Source organism: Alteromonas gracilis, from assembly GCF_002993325.1.
GTDB lineage: Bacteria > Pseudomonadota > Gammaproteobacteria > Enterobacterales > Alteromonadaceae > Alteromonas > Alteromonas gracilis.
Window position 1 is genome coordinate 100027 of record NZ_PVNO01000030.1, and the last position, 21154, is coordinate 121180.

Sequence of the window (21154 nt, forward strand, 5' to 3'; positions counted from 1 at the left end):
AAAACATGGCGAAAATTAGTCGCATTATCGGACGCGAAATCTTAGATTCACGCGGAAACCCTACTGTAGAAGCAGATGTATACTTAGAATCAGGCGTAATGGGCCGAGCTGCAGCACCATCTGGTGCGTCTACTGGTAGCCGCGAAGCACTAGAACTACGCGACGGCGACAAGTCTCGTTACCTAGGTAAAGGTGTAACAAAGGCAGTTGCAGCAGTTAACGATACCATCGCGCCAGCACTTATCGGTAAAGACGCACTAGCGCAAGCTGATATCGACGGCATCATGATTGACCTTGATGGCACAGAAAACAAAGAGACCCTTGGCGCGAACGCAATCCTTGCAGTTTCTCTTGCTGTAGCGAAAGCAGCGGCAGCTGAGAAAGGCGTAGCGCTTTACGAGCACATTGCAGACCTAAACGGTACATCTGGCCAATACTCTATGCCAGTACCTATGATGAACATCATCAACGGTGGTGAGCACGCTGACAACAACGTAGATATTCAAGAGTTCATGGTACAGCCAGTTGGCGCGAAGAGCTTCAAAGAAGCACTACGTATGGGTGCTGAAATCTTCCACGCACTTAAGAAAGTACTTTCTGCTAAAGGTCTAAACACGGCAGTTGGCGACGAAGGTGGTTTTGCACCTAACCTTAGTTCAAACGCTGAAGCACTAGCGGTTATCGTTGAAGCTGTTGAAAATGCTGGCTACAAAATGAATGAAGACATCACGCTAGCGCTTGACTGTGCGGCGTCTGAATTCTACAAAGAAGGCAAATATGTACTTTCTGGCGAAGACAAGAGCTTCGATTCAGAAGCGTTTGGCGACTACCTTGCTGATCTTTCTTCACAATACCCAATTGTATCTATCGAAGACGGCCTAGACGAAAGCGACTGGGACGGCTGGGCAAGCCTAACTAAGAAGATTGGTGACAAAGTACAGCTTGTTGGAGACGACTTGTTTGTAACTAACACTAAAATTCTTAAGCGCGGTATTGATAACGGCATTGGTAACTCAATCCTTATCAAGTTCAACCAAATCGGTTCACTAACTGAGACCCTTAACGCTATTAAAATGGCAAAAGATGCGGGCTTTACAGCGGTTATCTCTCACCGCTCTGGTGAAACTGAAGATGCAACCATTGCTGACCTTGCAGTAGGTACAGCAGCGGGTCAAATCAAGACAGGTTCACTATGCCGTTCTGACCGTGTTGCTAAGTACAACCAACTTCTTCGCATTGAAGAAGCGCTAGGTGACGCTGCAACTTACAAAGGCCGTAGCGAAATTAAAGGTCAATAATTAACGCCTTCAAAAATGATAAAAAGCCGCTTTGTATAGCGGCTTTTTTGTGTCTAGTTTTCGCTCTACTTGATGAAACCATGTAGCATCAAGCGCCGAATCTTGCTAGGGTTAAAGAACTTTAGAAAGGCATTTGAAAACCCCGATGGCTCAAGGCGACGAACTTTCCCACTCCACTCCCAATACTCAAGTTGGCTTTTTCAGCGACGCTGGTGAACTCGGTGGAAGCCACCCTCAATTCAATGAAATATGTACTGCTCTGTATGAAAGAGAAATTATCTCTCTCGCTCATAGTGAAATAAAAAACTTGTCATTACTTAGACGCCGAATGGGTGGGCTTCCATACCACGTAAAAGCCATTGCTCGATATATGGTAAATAACGACAACACAATTAACCCATCTCCCCTAAAAACAGATACTCATAATGGAAGTTGGTATTCCAAGCAATCTGCGAAGTGTCCAGGCATTAATCATCTAGACGATGTAGAAAAACGTGAAGAATGGTATTCAAAAAACGCTGGGTACGGCCTTGTTGTACCGGTTTTAGTTTTAAATATGGAAGGGTCTCACATTGAGCTTGATTCCATTGATATGGTCAACCAAGACAACACACAACTTCATCTGAACAAAAATGGGTGGTTCGCTAACACGGGGGAGTGTATTCACTCAACTACACAACGGGATGATTTATCAGAGGCTGCAGCGCTTTCAGTTGAAAACAAGAAACTACTGCGGCCTTCAAAAGCGATTATGACTGCAGCATCATGTGGCCATGCATGGAGTTTTAAATCAAAGCGCTCCCCACGTGCATTATCCCTTCGCGAAATGCGTTTATCTACTCAAATCAATTGGAAGAACTTTACTTTGCTTGATAGATGATACGGATATACAAGCATATAAAATCACTTAAAATGCATAAAAAACCAAAAAGACCAACCATCCACAGCACTCCAATTTAGTACAAACGTCCTAATTGATAACGATCACAAGGCTCGCAGCTGCATCATTAGCGAAAAACCACCTGTCCAGCCCTTCCAAAACCAATAAACCTAGGATAACCATCCTAAATAATTAAAAAACTGCTTTTATACAGGAAAAATATAGTCATTATCGTAATCAATGGTTGACCTCTTCGTGCCACATGGGTACATTGTCGCTATCAACTTGGTCAGCAAAGAAACAACAGCAAATGCGTATTCGTTTCATTCTTCTATCTCTACTCCTTATGGCAGCCAGACTGCACGGGTAGATTGCGACCAGCGATTTAAATTTACAAAGACCCGTGCAAAGCACGGGTTTTTTTTTAACTATTCAACTGAGAGAGCGTCATGACAAATCAAGTGAAAATCTTTGATACCACATTGCGAGACGGTGAGCAGGCCTTACCTGCAAGCCTAAGTGCCAAAGAGAAATTACAGATTGCGCTGGCGCTCGAGCGTTTAGGTGTAGATATCATAGAAGCAGGTTTTCCTGTTTCGTCACCGGGCGATTTTCGTTCGGTACAAATGATTGCCAAAGAAGTTAAAAACTCTATCGTTTGCGGGTTATCTCGTGCGTTACCGGGTGATATTGATGCCTGTGGCCAAGCGTTGAGTGTGGCAGAGCAATTCCGAATTCACACCTTTATCGCCACCTCAGAAATTCACGTGGGTGCCAAGCTCAGAAAGTCCCAGGACGAAATCGTAGAGATGGCGGTAAAAGCGGTAAAGCACGCCAGACAATATACTGACGATGTGGAGTTTTCCTGTGAAGATGCCGGTCGTACTCATATCGATTACTTATGCCGTATGGTTGAAGCCGCAATTGATGCAGGCGCTACAACCGTCAACATTCCAGATACCGTTGGTTACACCACACCAACTGAGTTCGGTGGTATTATCCAACAGCTGTTCAATCGCGTTTCGAACATCGACAAAGCAACAATTTCTGTACACTGCCACAACGACTTAGGCTTAGCTGTTGCGAACTCATTAGCAGCCGTCGAGCAAGGTGCCAGACAAGTTGAGTGCACTATTAACGGTATTGGTGAGCGCGCGGGTAACGCATCACTTGAAGAGATTGCCATGATCTTGCAGACCCGTAAGAACATGTTGGGCTTCGACACTAATATCAACTCTACCGAAATCTCACGTACCTCAAAGTTAGTGAGCCAGCTTTGTAATATGCCGGTTCAGGCCAACAAAGCCATTGTGGGCGCAAACGCGTTTAGCCACTCATCTGGTATTCACCAAGACGGTGTCTTAAAAGCGCAAAATACCTATGAAATCATGACACCAGAAAGTGTGGGCATTAATAAGAACAATCTTAACCTAACGTCACGTTCTGGACGCCATGTTATCAAACACCGATTAACAGAGCTTGGCTACAAAGCAGAAGACTATGATTTAGAGGCGGTATACGACGCATTCTTGAAGTTAGCAGATAAAAAAGGCCAAGTGTACGACTACGACCTTGAAGCCTTGTTGTTCTTCGATAAACAGAAACACGACCAAGCACATTTCCAGTTGCTTTATCTTCAAGCTAACTCTGGCCGTGAGATCATTCCAAGCGCCACTGTTAAAATGAAAGTGGGCAGTGAAGAAATTACTCAATCGAGCATTGGTAATGGCCCTGTAGATGCTGCGTATAAAGCCATAATGTCTATACTGGGTCACGAAGATTTAGAAGTTGTCGACTTTAAACTAGATTCAAAAGGTGAAGGTGCCGACGCCCTAGCTCAGGTGAGCGTAATCGCTACCTATAAAGGCCGCCGTTTCCACGGAATAGGTCTTGCTACAGATATTGTAGAGGCTGGCGTGAAAGCCCTTATCTTCGTATTAAACAACACTTATTTAGCCGATCAAATTGATCAGCAAAAAAATCAACAAGAACGCGTTGCAGGAGTATAAATGAGCCAGTATTCAATTGCCGTATTAGCCGGAGACGGTATCGGCCCAGAAGTTATGCGGGAAGCCAATAAGGTTTTAGATGCTGTTGAAAAGAAATTTAACGTAACCCTAAACCGCACTGCATATCCTGTGGGTGGCTACGCCATTGATACTGAAGGTGAAGCCCTGCCCTCAAAAACGCTGTTGGGTTGTGAGCAAGCCGATGCGATTTTGTTTGGCAGTATCGGCGGCCCTAAGTGGGACACACTGCCACTAGAACAACGTCCAGAACGCGCGGCATTACTAACCCTACGCAGCCATTTTGACTTGTTCAGTAACTTACGACCTGCGCGTATTTATCCTGGCCTTGAGAGTTTGTCTCCCCTTCGCGAAGATATCGCAAAATCAGGCGTAGACGTTTTAGTTGTGCGCGAACTAACCAGCGGCATTTACTTTGGTCAGCCCAAGGGCCGTGAAGGTGAAGGCGAAGAAGAGTTCGCGTATGACACCATGCGCTACAGCAAACGTGAAATTCGCCGTATTGCTATTGCTGCGTTTGAAGCAGCACAGAAACGTCGCGGCAAAGTGACGTCAGTAGACAAAGCCAATGTACTGGTAACCAGCCGTTTATGGCGTGAAATTGCAGAAGAAGTGTCAAAAGATTATCCAGATGTAGAGCTGGACCATATATACATCGACAACGCCACCATGCAAATCATGAAGAACCCAGCACAGTTCGATGTAATGCTATGTTCAAACTTATTCGGCGATATCGTTTCTGATGAATGCGCGATGATGACAGGCTCTATGGGCTTGTTGCCATCTGCAAGCATGAACGAAGAAGGCTTTGGCCTTTATGAGCCAGCAGGCGGTTCCGCCCCTGATATTGCTGGTCAGGGCATTGCTAACCCTATCGCACAAATTTTATCAGCCGCCATGATGCTGCGTTTTAGCATGAACTTAGGTGATGCCGCAGACGCCATCGAAAAAGCGGTCGTAGCAACACTAGAAGCAGGTGTACTTACAGGCGAGTTACTTCCTTCTGACAAACGCAGCCAAGCGGCAAGCACGTCGCAAGTCGGCGATGAAATCGTTAAACAATTAATGGCGCAGGAGTAAAAACACCTCATGGCCAAGACCTTATATGACAAAGTGTGGCAAGCCCACATTATCGACCAAATTGGTGAAGACAGCTTAATTTATATCGATCGCCATTTAATTCATGAGGTGACGTCACCTCAGGCATTTGCTGGCCTTAATGAAAAAGGCCGCAAAGTACGTCGCCCAGATCGCACTGTTGGCACCATGGATCACAGTATATCAACCCGATCACTGGCAATCGACGCGTGTGGACCAGCTAACGCGCTTCAACTACAAACCTTAGCGACCAACTGTGAAGAACACGGTATTCAGCTATTTCCAGTGGGTCACCAGAAGCAAGGTATTGTGCACGTAATGGGCCCTGAACTGGGCTTGATTCAGCCGGGTATGACGGTGGTATGTGGTGATTCTCACACAGCTACCCACGGTGCATTTGGTGCGCTAGCCTTTGGTATTGGTACCTCGCAGGTAGAGCACGTACTGGCGACACAAACGTTGAAGCAAAGCCGCGCGAAGAGCATGCTTATCAACGTAAATGGTAAGCTTCCAGTCGGCATCACCGCAAAGGACATCATCCTTGCCATTATTGGAAAAATTGGCCATGCCGGCGCTACTGGTCATGTTATCGAATACGCAGGTGAAGCTATCCGCGGTTTGAGCATGGAAGAGCGCATGACAGTTTGCAATATGAGTATTGAAGCTGGTGCGAAAGCAGGCCTTGTTGCACCAGACGAGAAAACCTTTGCTTACCTTGAAGGCCGTGAATACGCGCCTAAAGGCCAAGACTGGGAAGACGCCGTCGCTTACTGGAAAACCCTTTACACCGAAGAGGGCGCCACCTTTGACACTGTGGTTGAACTTGAAGCGGCAGATATTGCTCCTCAGGTTACTTGGGGTACAAACCCAGGCCAGGTTATTGGCGTAAACACGCCTGTTCCTGCACCCGAAGATTTCAGCGATCCGATTGAAAAAGAAAGCGCAGTGAAAGCACTTGAATACATGGGCCTAAAACCCGGCGAAAAGCTTGCCGACGTAGCCGTTAACCACGTATTTATCGGCTCATGTACCAACGGACGTATTGAAGATATGCGCGCCGCTGCACAAATTGCCAAACGCGGCAAAGTCGCCGATTCAGTGACTGCTATTGTGGTTCCAGGATCAGGTAATGTTAAACGCCAAGCAGAGGCCGAGGGTCTAGATAAAATCTTTATCGATGCGGGCTTTGAATGGCGTTTGCCTGGCTGCTCAATGTGCCTTGGTATGAACGACGACAAATTGGTGGCAGGTGATAGATGTGCCTCTACCAGTAACCGTAACTTTGAAGGCCGTCAAGGCCGTGGGGCGCGTACTCACTTAGTAAGCCCAGCAATGGCTGCCGCTGCTGCAATTACCGGTCGCTTTGCTGACGTTAGAGATTATCAGGAGTAAGTTATGTCTGAACAAGGTTTTACACAACACACAGGCATTGCTGCGCCACTTGATCAGGCCAATGTCGATACCGACCAAATCATTCCAAAGCAGTTTCTAACTGGCGTAACTCGTGCTGGCTACGGCAAACATTTGTTTCACGACTGGCGTTATTTGGATTTAGAAGAGAAAGAGCCAAACCCAGCGTTCGCGCTGAATAAGCCTGAACATAAAGGCGCAAGCATATTGCTAGCGCGCGAAAACTTTGGCTGTGGTTCAAGCCGAGAACACGCCCCGTGGGCACTTGCCGACTTTGGTTTCAAAACAGTTATTGCCACCAGCTTTGCTGATATATTCTACGGTAACTGCATTAATAATCAGCTAGTGCCAGTGGCATTATCAAGCGAGCAAATGGACGCATTGTTTGCTGCACTAAAAGCTAATCCAGCGATTGAAATAACCGTGGACTTACCTGCACAAACCGTAAGCTTTGATGAAACTAGCTTTAGTTTTGATATAGCGGAACATCATAAAAACAACCTAATTAAAGGGTTGGACGCTATTGGGCAAACACTCGAACTAACCGAAGCAATTGAAGCTTTTGAAGATAAGCAACCAGCGTGGTTGTAAAACAGATCTTCAACGTTTTTTAAGACGCTAAGTCTAAAAAGAGCGCTATAAAAGCGCTCTTTTTATATCTGCCGAACTTGCACCAGCAAGGCTTAATGTCTTTTTTCAAAAATTACCCGTCTATTCAGCATTGAACTTACACTTACATTCACTATTATTTATGCGAAAGATGTGTAAACACCTCACTTTTTCTATTGGAATATCGTACTATTCGTTTCTATTGTAGTTGATGGTTTTGGCAGTAATATGCCCCACAGGAGAGATAATGCTAGAGCAAGTGCCTATTGATGAATTGCAGCCGGGAATGTACGTCAATCAAGTGCTTGAACAGACGGGCTCGCTTAAAATGCGCTCCAAAGGTATTGTTAAAACTCAAGCCATTATCGATAACCTTAAATTAAAAGGTATATTAAGCGTTGAAGTAGACTTTACGAAGTCAAAGCTTCCTGAAACGCAAGAGGCGCCAGAGCCAGCAGAAGAAACACAACCAGAAGTGACGAAGCCCCCGGTTAAGCCAGTCGGTCGCGATTCAATTAGCGAAGCTAGCGACCTTTACGATAGCGCACTCTCTATACAAAGCAGTTTTTTAAAGTCGCTCAAAAATGGGGCGGTAAAAGACTTATCTCCCATGGAGTCGCTTTCTCATAGTCTAATCGAAAGTGTTTTTGACAATAAGGATGCGCTTAGCTGTCTTACAATGATCAAAGATACAGACCAATATCTTCTTGAACACAGCATCAACTGTAGCGTGCTAAGCGGTATATTTTGCGAATTTCTTGGTTACGACAGAGATATTATCGAACAAGTAAGCTTAGGTACTCTACTGATGGACATCGGTATGTCATCGCTACCAGATGAAATCCGTAACAGTAAAGGCGCGTTCTCACAAGGCGACTGGGAAGTGATGAAAACTCACGTTCAAATTGGCGTTGAGCTAGTTGAACAATGTGGAGAAATATCAGACCTATCGCTACGGATTATCGAAGAGCATCACGAACGCATAGATGGCAGTGGCTACCCCAAAGGCTTAGTTGGCGACGAAATTTCTGAGTATGCGCGTATTGCCGCGATTGTTGATGCCTATGATGCTATGACGTCTAACCGCTCACATAAAGAAAGTATTACTCCAACTCAAGCCCTTAAGCGCCTGACAGCAACAGAGAATTTAGATCAAGACTTGGTCAAGCAATTCATTCAATGTATTGGTGTTCATCCCGTTGGTTCACTGGTTAGACTTAAAAGCGGCAAGCTAGGCATTGTGAGTAAGATAAACCCTAAAGATCCGGTAAGCCCCCATGTGATGACGTTTTACAGCGTTACCTCTCAACACTTCAATGAAGTTAAACGCATTGATTTAAGCTTGTATGAAGATGAGATTGTTTCAGGTGTGCGCCCAGAAGAGTTTAGCTTGAATTTGCCTAAGTTTTTCAGAGATGTTTTTGTAAACCAAATACCGATATAAAATATCAGTATAAGGCCTAATTCAAAGCCCTGATAACGTCTCTCCTTGAGCCTAAATTCATAATTGGGCGACGAAAAAAAGCCTGATTTGAAAACTACGTCAAATCAGGCCTTACGTATCTTTTAGCATTGCGCATTGAAAACTGGCTTTCGTTTTCTATCATATGGAAACCGTTACCAATCTGTCAACGCTGCCATGGTGAAGAGTTCATCTTCAAACGAAAGTACCACACGCTGGGCTTCAATATTTACTATTTGCACCCTATCAGCAATCCAATCCCCCTCGCCGACCTGACGTCCGTTGACTCTCACCCATCTATCAGCGGGACGAGACGCATACATGTGCGCACTGAAATTCATCGATGGAAGCCTTGTTAGTAAACGAACCGGTAGCTGATCGACACGAGGAATATCGTCTCTTACGGTTACTGTACTTTCTTTTGGCTGCTCGTTATCTTGCGCTTTGGTGTCAAGCGCTTCAACAGCCGCGTTGAAGCGGGCCATCAGCTCTGGAGACACAGAAACATCAGACTGCGAGGTACTTTCATTAAGCACCTTTCCTTCATAGTTCTGTGAATTGACCCCTTGTGGCTCACCGTCTTGCGGAGTTTGTTCGTAGCCATTGTTTACGGCAGGTGCTGTGATCTGTGCTGTGCTATTTAGATTACTTACAGCATTCACACTGCTACGCTGGTTGTTCCCTGCAATAAAACCTTCGCTCGCTGTGTCTCGCTGATTATATACTGTACCGTTAGCTGAATTGTTGTTTTGCCCTGACTGGGTTTGTGCACTCGCTACATCATTAACGCTGTTTCCCTGCCCTATATTCTGACCGGTTGATTGCTCTTCTACCCCGGTGTTCCCCCCATCAACCGACTCGACGCTTCTATTACTACCCTGTTGCGACACAACCTGTTGATGGGTAGCTAAAGCCGTATTGTTTTCACCCTTACTATCGCTCTTAGCATCCACACTACTAATGGATTGCGATACTAATGCCGGCCACCAGCGCTCAGTCGTCGCGGCTGAAAACCCAATACACAAACCGCCAAGAATAACGACAGCAAAAAGCCCAAATTGCTTAGTATACAGCTTCCATGCCGATGGTAAGCCTTCCACCGTTGGTAAAAACAAACTGCGATTAAACTGCTCGTTGAGCGATTTATCAAACTTAGCGGTAGTATCGTGCTCACCACGGAGCAGCGCTTGAGTTTGGGTTCTGTGGTGCGTTGCAGCAGGTGCAATTTCAACGGTTTGTTCAGGGTCTATTTCAACTTCCTGTACTCCCATTTCAGATAAGCCCTGTACCATAGCATCACTGGTCACCAAGCCCGACTTTCTTATTTTTACTGGCCCGTTCTGTTGAGTAATTTGAACAATTACCATCCCAGGCTTTAAGTTTTCAATGGCAACGATATTAGACATACAAACTCCCTAGCCCGTAGCCACAACACACCGCCAATACAAACGTTGCCATCAAATACCACTTGCGCTGACTCTGTACTCGCTGACTTACTACATCTTCACCTAAGATTTGCTCTGCCGCAGCCAAGAAGATTGGCTTTTGCACAACTGCATGCTGCTTGGTAAAAGACAAGGTTAACGCCCGGTCGCAAAGCAAATTAATAACCCTTGGAATTCCACCTGTTATTTGATGTACCGCGCGAAGGGTAGATTTACTAAATATACTAATATCACCTTCGGCTACACTTAGGCGGTGAGCTATATAGGCGCTCACTTCTGGCGCTGTTAAAGGAAGTAAGTGATAACGAGCGGTTATGCGCTGTGCAAGCTGGCGCAATTCATTGCGTTTTAACAACTGCTGCAGTTCAGGCTGACCGATTAGCACTACCTTCAACAACTTTTCCCGATTTGTTTCTAAATTAGTTAATAAACGGAGCTGTTCAAGTACTTCTGGCATCAAATGCTGTGCTTCGTCGACCATCAAAACCGTATTAATGCCAGATTGATGATTCTCTGCCAGTTTAGACAAAATAAGATCGGTAAAATATTTTAGGCTCGCTTTTTCAGGGGTGTACGGTAATCCTAATTCATCACAAACCGTTGCCAATAACTCAAGGGCTGACAGCGTCGGATTTAGGATCATGGCTACCTGCGTATTATCGGGTAGCTGCTGTAATAACTTTCGTGAAACCGTTGTTTTTCCTGTGCCCACCTCGCCAGTGAGCATCACAAAACCGCCACTTTCCCTAAGGCCGAAGGTCAAATGAGCTAATGCTTCTTTGTGCCTTGGGCTCATATACAAATAATCGGGGTTTGGCGCAATCGAAAAAGGATTGTCATTTAACCCGAAATAGTTCAAATACATGGTTGCTGAAGCGCCTATCTGTTTTTATTTTGACAGCGATTAAACTACCAGAGGCAACCATGAAGTGAAAGCGCATAACGATGAGGCTACGAATTTTATTTGTAACATTGCTATACTGCGCCACTATAAGCTTGGTTGAATTGATTTTTGTAACACGCCAAAAATCGTTACTCTCCAAATTAAAAAGCATTACTGACTAAAAAATCATTGGAATAGCATGCAGGTATATCTCGTTGGTGGCGCAGTGCGTGACGCACTATTAAACAGAAAAGTTGTTGAACGCGACTATGTAGTGGTAGGCGCTACCCCTGAAGAAATGATTAGCCAAGGTTTTACCCAAGTGGGTAAAGACTTTCCTGTATTTTTACATCCTAAAACTCAGGAAGAATATGCGCTTGCACGAACAGAGCGTAAGTCAGGAAAAGGCTATACTGGTTTTGTTTGCGATGCATCAAGTTCGGTAACATTGGAAGAAGATTTATTACGAAGAGACTTGACGGTTAACGCCATAGCGCAAGACAACTTAGGAAAACTTATCGACCCTTACGGCGGCCAAAAAGATTTAGAGAACCGCCTACTTCGCCACGTTTCTGAAGCTTTCAGTGAAGATCCTTTACGCGTATTTCGTGTGGCTCGATTTGCCACCCGCTATGCCTATTTGGGCTTTACTATCGCCAATGAAACCATGGCGCTTATGCAGTCCATGGCAGATAGCGGCGAGTTAAGTACACTAAGCGCGGAGCGGGTATGGCAAGAAACAAAGCGAAGTCTTTTAGAGAAAACACCGCATGTTTTTTTCAGCGTATTAAACGAGGCCCATGGCCTTAGCGATTGGTTTACTGAACTTGAAAGTAGCGTAGATACTGCTTTGGCAACGTTAAAAACCGCGGTAGACCTAGAAAAGGTTGAAAACGAAAGCTCTTTTAATAAAGGTGACTCTGGAACCCAAACATCTGAAAGCAGCGCTCCAGAAATCACTCGGCTAATAACAAGATTTACAGCTCTGCTCACTCATCTTAATGAAGAGGAAGCGAAGCGTCTTTGCAGCCGACTAAAAGTGCAAAACCAAGTCAGTGAAATTGCCATTCTAAGCAGCAAATTTAAAGACTCTCTTTCAGACACACAGAATTCGCCTGCCGACTTACTCGCCTTATTCAATGGCTGTGATGCATGGCGTAGAGAAGAACGTTTCACATTATTACTCAGCGCTTTTGCGCCTTATGCACATAACAAAGGTGTAGATTGGCAGCATCAGCAGAAGCGCATTAAAAACGCATTGGAAGCAGCAAATCAGGTAAACGTACAAGACATTATTGCCACAGGCGTAAAAGGCCCCGAAATAAAAGACGCACTAACCCAAGCCAAGCTTGCCGCTATCACTTCGCTGAGTGAATAGCTACCTTGCCTTAGTTGTTACTAATGCAAAGTGTTCATAATCAGAATACATTTTGTCTACGCAATGAGAATTTAACGCCACTTTTTCTCTATGTTTTGGTATAGCAATGCTACAATACGCCCCATTCATTTAGAGCGTTTTTTATACTATGACTTTCGAAGAACTCGAATTAGACGAAGCACTGTGTCACGCAGTTGCCGATATGGGGTTTGAAACTCCAACTAGCATTCAAGAACTGGTGATCCCTCATGCGTTAGACGGGCGAGATATCTTGGCGTCTGCACCAACGGGAACGGGAAAAACTGCGGCATTTTTATTGTCTGCCTGTCAGTTCTTACTTGATTACCCGCGTAAACAGCCTGGGGCCACACGCATTCTAATTCTAACGCCCACCCGTGAACTAGCATTACAGGTTCACGAGCAAGCCGTTGCCATTACTAAGCACACCCAAATTGTGTGCGGCGTCATCACAGGTGGTATTAACTATGGCACCGACAAAGAAACCTTGAGCAAAAATCTCGATATTCTTGTAGCAACGCCAGGTCGTTTGCTTGAGCATATCGAAAAAGAAGCTGCAGACTGCCGTGATATCGAGTGTTTAATTCTTGATGAAGCTGACCGCATGTTGGATATGGGTTTCTCAACGGTAGTTAACCAAATTGCTGCGGAAGCGCGCTGGCGCAAGCAAAACCTATTGTTCTCTGCCACGTTAGAAGGTAAAGGTGTTAAAACCTTTGCGCACGACATTCTTAATAATCCAGAAGTGGTTGAAGCGAACCCGTCGCGTAAAGAGAAAAACAAAATTCACCAGTGGTATCACCTTGCTGACGATATGAATCACAAGCAAGCTTTGCTGGTTAATATTTTAAAGCAAGAAACGACGACGTCTGCGGTTGTTTTTGTGAAAACACGCGACCGTCTTCAAATGCTAAAAGACTTTTTAGCCTCGAAGGACATCCCGGTGTGCTGGCTACAGGGCGAAATGCCACAAGATAAACGCAATGCTGCTGTGGCTCGTTTTAAAAGTGGTGAGGTGCCAATTCTATTAGCTACCGATGTCGCTGCGAGAGGTATTGATGTACCAAATGTAAGTCACGTCATTAACTTCGATATGCCTCGCAAGGCCGATGTTTACGTTCACCGTATAGGCAGAACAGGTCGTGCCGGCGCAAAAGGAACAGCCATATCTTTGGTTGAAGCTCACGATTTTGAAATGGTAACAAAAGCATCCCGTTACATGGGCGAACCGCTTAAAGCTCGCGTCATCGACGAGCTACGCCCTAAAAACAAAACGCCTAAAATTGGGCCAAAAAAGAAAAAAGTGAAGGCCAAAGACAAAGCCAAGGCAAAAGCTAAGCCTAAGAAGAAAAAGTAAAACTCGAGCACGTAGAGGATGAATGATGCGAAGGCCGAAGGTTGGGAGTGGCTTTCGCAAACACGCGGTAAACACATCCATGTGCGCTCCGCTGCCGCATCCCTGCGGCAGAGGGTTTGCTCAAACCACTCCCAACCTTCGTCCTGAATAGCCTCAAGCACTCGATTAATGTATTCGAGCTTATTTCAGGAACAAAGAAAAAACGAGGAGTCTGGCACAATGAAATTCCCAGAAAAAATTGTATTAGCCACAGGTAACCAAGGCAAGGTGCGAGAGTTTGCATCTTTGTTTGCAGATTATGGCGTAGACGTTGTGGCGCAAAAAGAATTAGGCGTATCTGATGTACCTGAAACAGGCACAACATTCGTTGAAAATGCCATTATTAAAGCGCGTCATGCCGCAAAAGTAACAGGCCTTCCTGCCATTGCTGACGACTCAGGCTTAGTGGTTGACGCCCTTGGCGGTGCGCCCGGTATTTATTCAGCCCGCTATGCTGGCGCTGATGCAACTGATGATACCAATATCGACAAGCTATTAGCTGCTCTTGATGGCGAGACCCAGCGTAAAGCGCATTTCTTTTGTACCTTGGTGTTTATGCGTCATGCCGACGATCCGGTACCATTAGTTAGTCAAGGTAAGTGGCAAGGCGAAATTTTAACCGCTCGTTCTGGTAACGACGGTTTTGGCTACGACCCCGTATTTCACGTGCCAACTCATGGCTGTACTGCAGCAGAATTGGAGAAAGCCGAAAAGAACCGCATTAGCCATCGCGGCAACGCCCTAGCGATTTTGCTTGATAATATGAGAGCGACTTTTGCGTAATCCACCGCTTAGCCTTTATATCCACATTCCTTGGTGTGTACAAAAGTGTCCGTACTGTGATTTTAACTCTCACGGGCTTAAATCTGATTTACCCGAGAAAGAATATGTGGCGCACCTGCTGGACGATTTAGCCATTGATGCCAAACGCATTGGCGACCGCCCTGTTGAGACAATCTTTATTGGCGGTGGCACGCCCAGTTTGTTTTCAAGCGAGGCCATGGCTGACATTTTAAACGGCGTTAAACAACGGGTTAACTTGAGCGACACTGCTGAAATAACCATGGAGGCCAACCCAGGCACGGTTGAGGCTGGTAAGTTTGCAGGCTTTTTTCAGGCAGGCGTAAACCGAATTTCGGTGGGCATTCAAAGCTTTCAACCTAAGCATTTAAAAGTACTAGGTCGCATTCATAACGAAAGCCAAGCTGAGAACGCAGTAAAACAAGCACACAGCGCGGGCCTACCCACGTTTAATTTAGATCTCATGCATGGCCTACCTGAACAAAGCGTAGAGAATGCCATGGCAGATTTGAAACAAGGTATTGAACTCGATCCCTATCACCTGTCGTGGTACCAGCTTACTATCGAGCCAAACACGCCTTTTTATTCCAAACCACCAGAACTACCTGACGACGATATCCTGTGGGAAATACAGGAAAAGGGACACCGTTTATTAGAGGCTGCTGGCTACCAACAGTATGAAATTTCAGGTTATGCAAAAACGGGACATCAGTGCCGACATAACCTCAATTACTGGCGCTTTGGCGATTACTTAGGTATTGGCTGTGGTGCTCACGGTAAAATTACCGACGCTGCAAATGGCACAATCCATCGTACTGTTAAAGTAAAGCATCCCAGAGGCTATATGGAAATAAGCCGCCCGTATTTAGATACGCAAACGCGGGTAAGTGCAGATGACTTGCCCTTTGAGTTCTTTATGAACAGGTTTCGTTTAGTTGAGCCTTGCCCGATACGTGACTTCAGCGACTTTACGGGTATTGAACTAGCTGACGATGTTGAGCGTGCGCTTTCTGATGCTCATCATCAAGGGTTACTTTCTATTTCAGATAGTCACTGGCAGGTAACTGCAAAGGGGCGTCGATATCTCAACTCGCTACTGTCGTGTTTTGTCTAAACCCGCTCTTTTAAGCTATTTGCTTTCGTTATTTCTATGAGAGCTTGGAACGAAAAAGCCTGCTCGCGCAGGCTTTTCTCTTATAAACAGTTTTGAAAGACAGTATTGCTTACCTATCTGCACCTAATTTTCACTTTCATCGTGACGCGTAATGATATTGTAAGGTTTAAAGGCTGGTACGCTGGCTCGAAGATTTTCCTCTGCAACGTCTAAACGCTTAAGTTTTTCACAAAACCACTCTGCTTTTTTACGCAAAGTGGTGGCTTTGTCACCTACATCAAGGTGCTCTCCGACATTGTTGAGCTGCCGTGTAATTTCAGCCACTTTTTCCTGATTCACCTCTCCGCTTCCGGTATTAATACCGCTGATGGCAGAAAGTATACCGCCAACAGAAGTGGAAATGGCTTCTTCAAGCTGAGCTTCAATTTCACTATCCACAAACTCATCAACGCTTTCTAGGGATCCGGGACCAATAAAATAATGATTACTCGCGTGTCTAAACTTGTCTTTTACGCGGTTTTGTACCCGTTTCATCGCGGCATTTAAACGCTCATAACTATCGTGGTCGCTACCAACTAGGCCCAGATAAACATGTTCAATAGTATCAATGGCAAGGTCAACGCCTTCCGTTGCCAAAATGATCATTTTTGGCACTACATAATGCAATCCTGATGCATATTCTTCTAGCCATTGCCGCTCTTGTTCATTCAGTGTCTGCCAGCGGCCGCCAATGAACAGTTGGTCTTGACCGTTAATTTGAACCACAGTTCGGGTTTTATCCATGACACGAAGCTGCTGGTCGTTAACAGCAATACCATAGGCAAAATCAATATTGCAGGTATATTCCGCATGCGCTGACGTGCTAAGTCCAGCGAACAAACAAAATGTAAGAAAGCCTGCCTTTAGGCGCGATATCATTTTCATATTGTCATTGTGGCTAGCTTACTCGGAAATAAAAAGCCATCATGAGTCTAACGTGCTAAAAATCAGGTTGAACATGTCGAGAACATCTACCCGCGAGTATCATAACCATCGCGTGATTGACAAAACACTTTGTGTAACAATTTGCGGGCTAACCTGAAAAGAGAAAGCACGCATTATAAAGCGTGCTTTGGTGATAAAAAGTCCCAGCCCAAGATATTAGACGAAAGGCTAAAGTTTAATACGCTTACGTACTCTCTATACTTAATCGTTGGTAAAAGTTCGCACTAGACGCACGTAGATAAACCGGTCTTTTTCTTTTATGGAATGACTCGCGTTAAAAAACGCAACAACCCACGCGCGGTCAGGATCATCTGCCGATGGCGTTGATGTCCAAAAATCATCTGGTGGCGTGGCTGGGAAAAGAGAACTGTTTATCGCTGGGCGAACACAGTCACGCTCTGTAATTGTTGCTAACTCTTTAACATTCGGTAATCGCCACCCTAGCAAATCTTCGTTGCTGGCTTCGTGGGCTAGCTGCAGCGCTTGCTGCCAGGTGTATTTCACCGCTTCGCCACTGCATGTCGAACCATTCCAGGTTTGGCCTTCAGCGCAACGTCTCCATACCAAGTCAGTGGTAGTATCTAACAACGTACTCGTCGTCACAGCTTCAAAGTTATCATTAGGCGTGGTTTCTAGGCCATCTGATAAACACTCCTGAGCAATTGTTGAAATTGATACGGAAGTAAGAAACGTCGAAATAAATAGGGCTTTAATCGCCGATGATACCTTGCTTGTAAGGGTTGTTTCTTTCATTACTTTACTCATCACTATCTCCCTGCTCTTACAAGACGCACTCGGCCAGCTGTTGATTTATTAAGAAAGTTATCAACCCCTGAATCGAAGTCCAATGCCCATGCATTTTGCGCATCGTCGCTATTTACACCGTCTGCACTTGGTACGGACGTCCAATACCACAAAGGCACTGAGGAGACCTCCCCGGTGTTAGGGAAATAGTCTTCATCTATAGCAACATCAGCAGCAATGCCTAAGTGCATAAGTGAGAAAAGCTCATGATGAGTAGGCAAACGCCAGTCGTAAAAGCCGCACAAACCTTGCGCATTTACGGCCTGAACATAGGCTGACGTGTTACAATTTGTGAGTAAACAGGTGCCATTAGCGCCCGTTTCATCCCCTTCAAAACCGCCGTTTACTTCTTCGCTAAACCAGGAATAGGTAAAGTCTTTATCTTGAAACGTACCGTCGTCAGTCTTTACTTCCCATACTAATCCGGTGACGTTGTCGCGTACACAAGACCACGTATCAGCGTCAGCATCCTGCTCATCCCCGTTAGCGTTTAAGCGGGTAAAATCAAAACCAGCTTTTCCGCGACCGGCTTTTTCAATCAACCCATTTTGCTCAACGACATCCGCCCCTCTTTGCCCATCTTGACCTGGGAATTCATTTTGCTGCGCCTGTGTTAACGCATTATTCGTGGCCTGCTGTAAAAACCCAGTATCGTTGATAAGCGGCGTAGGCATGGGACGAACCTGAACGTTTACTGTATCTTCTACGCTATTTCCATTTGCGTCAGTGACCGTAAGCGTATACGCAACCACTGTAGAAGTTGAAACAGCAGGCGCCACGGCAAAGGTTGAAAGCGCGTCGCTGTCATCAATAGGACGGCCTGCTGTCGAACCAGCAGGAACGTTGTTGCTTCTTTCCCATAGATAAGTGAGAGGCATAGCATTTGGAATGCTGGTTGTGGCCTCGCCTTCGAGTATTACTATCTCGCCGCTAAACACACCTTGGGAAACACCCGCACTTACCGTAGGGAGCGTATCCGATTCAGACTGCACAATAATAGTAATAGCTTGAGTATCGGTCGCCCCTTCACTGTCTGTGACCACTAACTCAAAAGAAAGCGACTGCTCTTCATTTGCTATCGGCGTAACGATAGTCAGCGTTGACAGGTTTGTTTCAACACCTGTAATCACATTAACACCATCAGTTTGAGACCACATATAGTCAGATACTGCTTCATCGCTGGCATCTGGATCTCGGCTCGAGGTGCCATCTAATATTAGCTCTACACCACCAGGAAACGTGTTTTGAGGCAGGTCGTCTCTTTGTGGGACAGCAATGCTCGCTTGGGGAGGGATATTGACTGGAGCAATGGTAATTACGGCAGAGTCACTTGCGGTGTTACCGCTTTGGTCGTTAACAGACACCGTTACTGTGTATTGCGTTGCGTTGTTTACTAGGGGCGCAACAAAGCTCGCTGCAGATAAACTGGTATCGTCGTGAGCAATCGATAACGAAGGCGAAGCAGTCCAATTGTACGTGTATGTTCCATCGCCTCCACTAACCTGGGCACTCAAAGCATAGCTAGCACCCTCGGTCACGGTAGCGTCTGGCCCCGCATTGACAACAAGGTTTCCAGTGTTGTTCCCGCTATCGCTATCACCACCACCGCCTCCGCCACAAGCAGCCAAAAACATTACAACTGCGATAAAAATTAGACATCGGTCTAGGACACCAGAATACCTATCTGAACCTGAAAACACGTTTAATTGCATACATACTCCCATTGCACTGTGCAATGAATTAAACACAGTGTCAGGTGAAAACTTGATGTAGATTATGTCGCTGGTTAGCTGTTAGTCATTAACGCACACAGCTTGTCGCGGCTATGAGAAGCGATTTTTCGCTTCTTGCGCCTCAGACATGGTTACCTGTAATGCCTCAAGCTGCTTTTTACCTACCGCTACATCAGTCATGTCATAGATCATCATACTGATATAATCCACTTTACCCGTTGCTGAGGTCAGTGGAGAAAGCGTAAGGTTCTGATACATGAAAGATTCACTTCCTGTAATCGGCCGATAATTTGGAAACTTGAATAAATAGGGGCGCTGCTCCCATGTCATGAAAGCGCGAGTTTTTAGGTCGAAGACGGGCTTAGCTTTTTTCATAAACCAATCTTGCTTAATTGAGGGGAATAGCGAAAACAAAGATTTATCCCTGACGTCGCTAGGTAAAAGACCGCTATGACTCTCCATAAAGCCATTCCAGACTTTAACGGTAAAGTCCCTGTCTAAAACAACGATCCCTACGTCAACGGTCTGTAGCATGTCCATCATCCAATGAAACTCTAATAACTCATCTAAATGTTGGCTCATCAATAATCCTCCAACAAGTGGGCAAGCTTAGAATTCATCATCTTCATCGATTCTTCAGTAAACAGCAGTATCAAGTCACACTGCACATTGTATCCTTCTAAACCGTAACTCAATTCAATGGCGAGGGTACGCTTCCATTTTATTTGGTTCATGGCGATGATTTCAGTAATGGCGCGGTGTTGTCCTAAAACGATAGGGTGCCCTTGACTAAAATTAATGTCCATTTGATTTGCCAAACCTGTCAGACAAGTACCAATAAGTATACTTGCGGCATCCATCAAGAGTTCTAACTGAAGTTGGTCGTCAACTTCACCTTCCACATTAAGTATTTTTGCCACATCATCAAAACTTGAGTCGCTCAAAATACACAAGGCTTCACCGCTGACTCCAGGCCCCAGAAAACCTTGGCACACAGCAGTAACTTGCTCATGACTTTCAATATCCGAGAGCATCATATGAAGTTCAGAAACTTCAATTAAGTTTACGTTGGGTATAGGTAATTCGACGAAAACGTTCATGGTACGGGCAAGATGATCGCCCGCCTGCCCCATCGCGATATTGGTGATTTCTTGATAGCAATCCCTTATATCAGGGTCAAGGGGAGATGCTTCTAGCTGCGGTTCCTCATCACTATCAAGAATATTATATTTGTTTAAGACTTCTGCTAACGTTTTAGGATCGACAGGCTTCCTAATAAAGTCCAAAGCACCTAGGGATGTCACACGCTCATGAGCCTCTGGCTGAATATCTCCTGACACCACTATTACTTTTGTTTTTAACCCTTTTTCCCTGATTGCCTCGAGCGTGCCGTACCCGTCGAGAACAGGCATGTTTAGGTCGAGCAGCAAAAGATCGCCTTTGCCTTCGGCAAGCGCCTTTAGGGCATCATCGCCATTCTTTGCAAAATGCACAGCAACGTCCCAATCTTGAGGGAGGCATTTTGCCACTTGCTTACGCGCAACTAACGAGTCGTCACAAACGAGTACAGAAAACATTAAGTTCTTTTACCACCTAACTTTTGAAACCAGCAAACACTGATATTTATCGCAATCTAGACTATATCGGCAATACAGCTTTGAACTGAAGTGTCGTTTTGCGACTGAGCGTCTTCGATTACCGCATCGCTAAATTTATACGATTTTTCTCATGCATATAGTGATACGAATCACATCACTAAGAAATAGCACTTTTGGAGAATATTGCCAGCGAGTTTTTCATCATCTCAGGCAGGC

Annotated in this window: 18 protein-coding genes; 11 read left to right on the top strand and 7 right to left on the bottom strand. The window is 45.3% G+C overall.

Annotated features, from left to right (window positions below; translation table 11 throughout):
* The first annotated feature begins 5 nt into the window (after window positions 1-5).
* From eno to C6Y39_RS16535, 7 genes are all read left to right on the top strand, one after another.
* On the top strand, window positions 6-1298 hold the full coding sequence (eno, locus tag C6Y39_RS16505; protein ID WP_014975823.1) for a phosphopyruvate hydratase: 1293 nt from the start codon (window positions 6-8) through the stop codon (window positions 1296-1298).
* Between the two features lie 145 nt (window positions 1299-1443).
* On the top strand, window positions 1444-2178 hold the full coding sequence (locus C6Y39_RS16510) for a hypothetical protein (RefSeq protein WP_105932327.1): 735 nt from the start codon (window positions 1444-1446) through the stop codon (window positions 2176-2178).
* A 449-nt stretch (window positions 2179-2627) separates the two neighbouring features.
* Window positions 2628-4187 (top strand): 2-isopropylmalate synthase, encoded by a 1560-nt coding sequence (gene leuA / locus C6Y39_RS16515; RefSeq protein ID WP_105932328.1) that lies wholly within the window; start codon window positions 2628-2630, stop codon window positions 4185-4187.
* Window positions 4188-5285 (top strand): 3-isopropylmalate dehydrogenase, encoded by a 1098-nt coding sequence (gene leuB, locus C6Y39_RS16520; RefSeq protein WP_105932329.1) that lies wholly within the window; start codon window positions 4188-4190, stop codon window positions 5283-5285.
* Between the two features lie 9 nt (window positions 5286-5294).
* Entirely contained in the window at window positions 5295-6695 is a 1401-nt protein-coding gene (gene leuC, locus C6Y39_RS16525; protein WP_105932330.1) for a 3-isopropylmalate dehydratase large subunit, read from the top strand.
* A gap of 3 nt (window positions 6696-6698) precedes the next feature.
* Complete coding sequence (gene leuD / locus C6Y39_RS16530) at window positions 6699-7304, top strand: 3-isopropylmalate dehydratase small subunit (protein WP_105932331.1); 606 nt, start codon at window positions 6699-6701, stop codon at window positions 7302-7304.
* 265 nt (window positions 7305-7569) lie between these two features.
* Entirely contained in the window at window positions 7570-8766 is a 1197-nt protein-coding gene (locus C6Y39_RS16535) for a cyclic di-GMP phosphodiesterase (RefSeq protein ID WP_105932332.1), read from the top strand.
* A gap of 173 nt (window positions 8767-8939) precedes the next feature.
* On the opposite strand, the gene C6Y39_RS16540 is transcribed toward C6Y39_RS16535, so the two are convergent.
* Complete coding sequence (locus tag C6Y39_RS16540; RefSeq protein ID WP_105932333.1) at window positions 8940-10190, bottom strand: general secretion pathway protein GspB; 1251 nt, start codon at window positions 10188-10190, stop codon at window positions 8940-8942.
* Window positions 10183-11094, bottom strand: a complete 912-nt coding sequence (locus C6Y39_RS16545; protein WP_105932334.1) for an ExeA family protein — start codon at window positions 11092-11094, stop codon at window positions 10183-10185. The genes C6Y39_RS16540 and C6Y39_RS16545 overlap by 8 nt, the downstream gene beginning before the upstream one ends.
* Before the next feature lie 217 nt (window positions 11095-11311).
* Here C6Y39_RS16545 and C6Y39_RS16550 point away from each other — a divergent pair, with 217 nt between their 5' ends.
* The 4 genes from C6Y39_RS16550 (at window position 11312) to hemW (ending at window position 15819) form a co-directional block, all read left to right on the top strand.
* Complete coding sequence (locus C6Y39_RS16550; RefSeq protein WP_105932335.1) at window positions 11312-12490, top strand: tRNA nucleotidyltransferase/poly(A) polymerase-related protein; 1179 nt, start codon at window positions 11312-11314, stop codon at window positions 12488-12490.
* Between the two features lie 148 nt (window positions 12491-12638).
* Entirely contained in the window at window positions 12639-13865 is a 1227-nt protein-coding gene (gene srmB / locus C6Y39_RS16555) for an ATP-dependent RNA helicase SrmB (RefSeq protein WP_105932336.1), read from the top strand.
* A gap of 219 nt (window positions 13866-14084) precedes the next feature.
* Window positions 14085-14687, top strand: a complete 603-nt coding sequence (locus C6Y39_RS16560) for an XTP/dITP diphosphatase (RefSeq protein WP_105932357.1) — start codon at window positions 14085-14087, stop codon at window positions 14685-14687.
* The gene (hemW, locus tag C6Y39_RS16565; RefSeq protein WP_105932337.1) at window positions 14680-15819 is read left to right on the top strand and encodes a radical SAM family heme chaperone HemW; all 1140 of its coding nucleotides are present in this window, start codon (window positions 14680-14682) and stop codon (window positions 15817-15819) included. Before C6Y39_RS16560 ends, hemW begins: the two co-directional genes overlap by 8 nt.
* Before the next feature lie 123 nt (window positions 15820-15942).
* Here the strand turns inward: hemW and C6Y39_RS16570 are convergent, their stop codons facing one another.
* From C6Y39_RS16570 to C6Y39_RS16590, 5 genes are all read right to left on the bottom strand, one after another.
* Window positions 15943-16737, bottom strand: a complete 795-nt coding sequence (locus C6Y39_RS16570) for a YggN family protein (protein ID WP_105932358.1) — start codon at window positions 16735-16737, stop codon at window positions 15943-15945.
* A 267-nt stretch (window positions 16738-17004) separates the two neighbouring features.
* Entirely contained in the window at window positions 17005-17571 is a 567-nt protein-coding gene (locus tag C6Y39_RS16575; RefSeq protein ID WP_105932338.1) for an Lcl C-terminal domain-containing protein, read from the bottom strand.
* Window positions 17571-19319: an Lcl C-terminal domain-containing protein gene (locus C6Y39_RS16580; RefSeq protein ID WP_105932339.1), complete on the bottom strand. Its 1749-nt coding sequence runs from the start codon at window positions 19317-19319 to the stop codon at window positions 17571-17573. Before C6Y39_RS16580 ends, C6Y39_RS16575 begins: the two co-directional genes overlap by 1 nt.
* A 111-nt stretch (window positions 19320-19430) precedes the next feature.
* A complete protein-coding gene (locus C6Y39_RS16585) occupies window positions 19431-19922 on the bottom strand; it encodes a PAS domain-containing protein (protein ID WP_105932340.1) in 492 nt (163 codons plus the stop codon).
* Window positions 19922-20917, bottom strand: a complete 996-nt coding sequence (locus C6Y39_RS16590) for a response regulator (RefSeq protein ID WP_105932341.1) — start codon at window positions 20915-20917, stop codon at window positions 19922-19924. Before C6Y39_RS16590 ends, C6Y39_RS16585 begins: the two co-directional genes overlap by 1 nt.
* Window positions 20918-21154 lie beyond the last annotated feature (237 nt).

Excerpts from the sequence above, each read along its gene's own strand:
- eno (WP_014975823.1), top strand. The coding sequence starts at position 6 with ATGGCGAAAATTAGTCGCATTATCGGACGCGAAATCTTAGATTCACGC.
- C6Y39_RS16510 (WP_105932327.1), top strand. The coding sequence starts at position 1,444 with ATGGCTCAAGGCGACGAACTTTCCCACTCCACTCCCAATACTCAAGTT.
- leuA (WP_105932328.1), top strand. The coding sequence starts at position 2,628 with ATGACAAATCAAGTGAAAATCTTTGATACCACATTGCGAGACGGTGAG.
- leuB (WP_105932329.1), top strand. The coding sequence starts at position 4,188 with ATGAGCCAGTATTCAATTGCCGTATTAGCCGGAGACGGTATCGGCCCA.
- leuC (WP_105932330.1), top strand. The coding sequence starts at position 5,295 with ATGGCCAAGACCTTATATGACAAAGTGTGGCAAGCCCACATTATCGAC.
- leuD (WP_105932331.1), top strand. The coding sequence starts at position 6,699 with ATGTCTGAACAAGGTTTTACACAACACACAGGCATTGCTGCGCCACTT.
- C6Y39_RS16535 (WP_105932332.1), top strand. The coding sequence starts at position 7,570 with ATGCTAGAGCAAGTGCCTATTGATGAATTGCAGCCGGGAATGTACGTC.
- C6Y39_RS16540 (WP_105932333.1), bottom strand. The coding sequence starts at position 10,190 with ATGTCTAATATCGTTGCCATTGAAAACTTAAAGCCTGGGATGGTAATT.
- C6Y39_RS16545 (WP_105932334.1), bottom strand. The coding sequence starts at position 11,094 with ATGTATTTGAACTATTTCGGGTTAAATGACAATCCTTTTTCGATTGCG.
- C6Y39_RS16550 (WP_105932335.1), top strand. The coding sequence starts at position 11,312 with ATGCAGGTATATCTCGTTGGTGGCGCAGTGCGTGACGCACTATTAAAC.
- srmB (WP_105932336.1), top strand. The coding sequence starts at position 12,639 with ATGACTTTCGAAGAACTCGAATTAGACGAAGCACTGTGTCACGCAGTT.
- C6Y39_RS16560 (WP_105932357.1), top strand. The coding sequence starts at position 14,085 with ATGAAATTCCCAGAAAAAATTGTATTAGCCACAGGTAACCAAGGCAAG.
- C6Y39_RS16570 (WP_105932358.1), bottom strand. The coding sequence starts at position 16,737 with ATGATATCGCGCCTAAAGGCAGGCTTTCTTACATTTTGTTTGTTCGCT.
- C6Y39_RS16580 (WP_105932339.1), bottom strand. The coding sequence starts at position 19,319 with ATGCAATTAAACGTGTTTTCAGGTTCAGATAGGTATTCTGGTGTCCTA.
- C6Y39_RS16585 (WP_105932340.1), bottom strand. The coding sequence starts at position 19,922 with ATGAGCCAACATTTAGATGAGTTATTAGAGTTTCATTGGATGATGGAC.
- C6Y39_RS16590 (WP_105932341.1), bottom strand. The coding sequence starts at position 20,917 with ATGTTTTCTGTACTCGTTTGTGACGACTCGTTAGTTGCGCGTAAGCAA.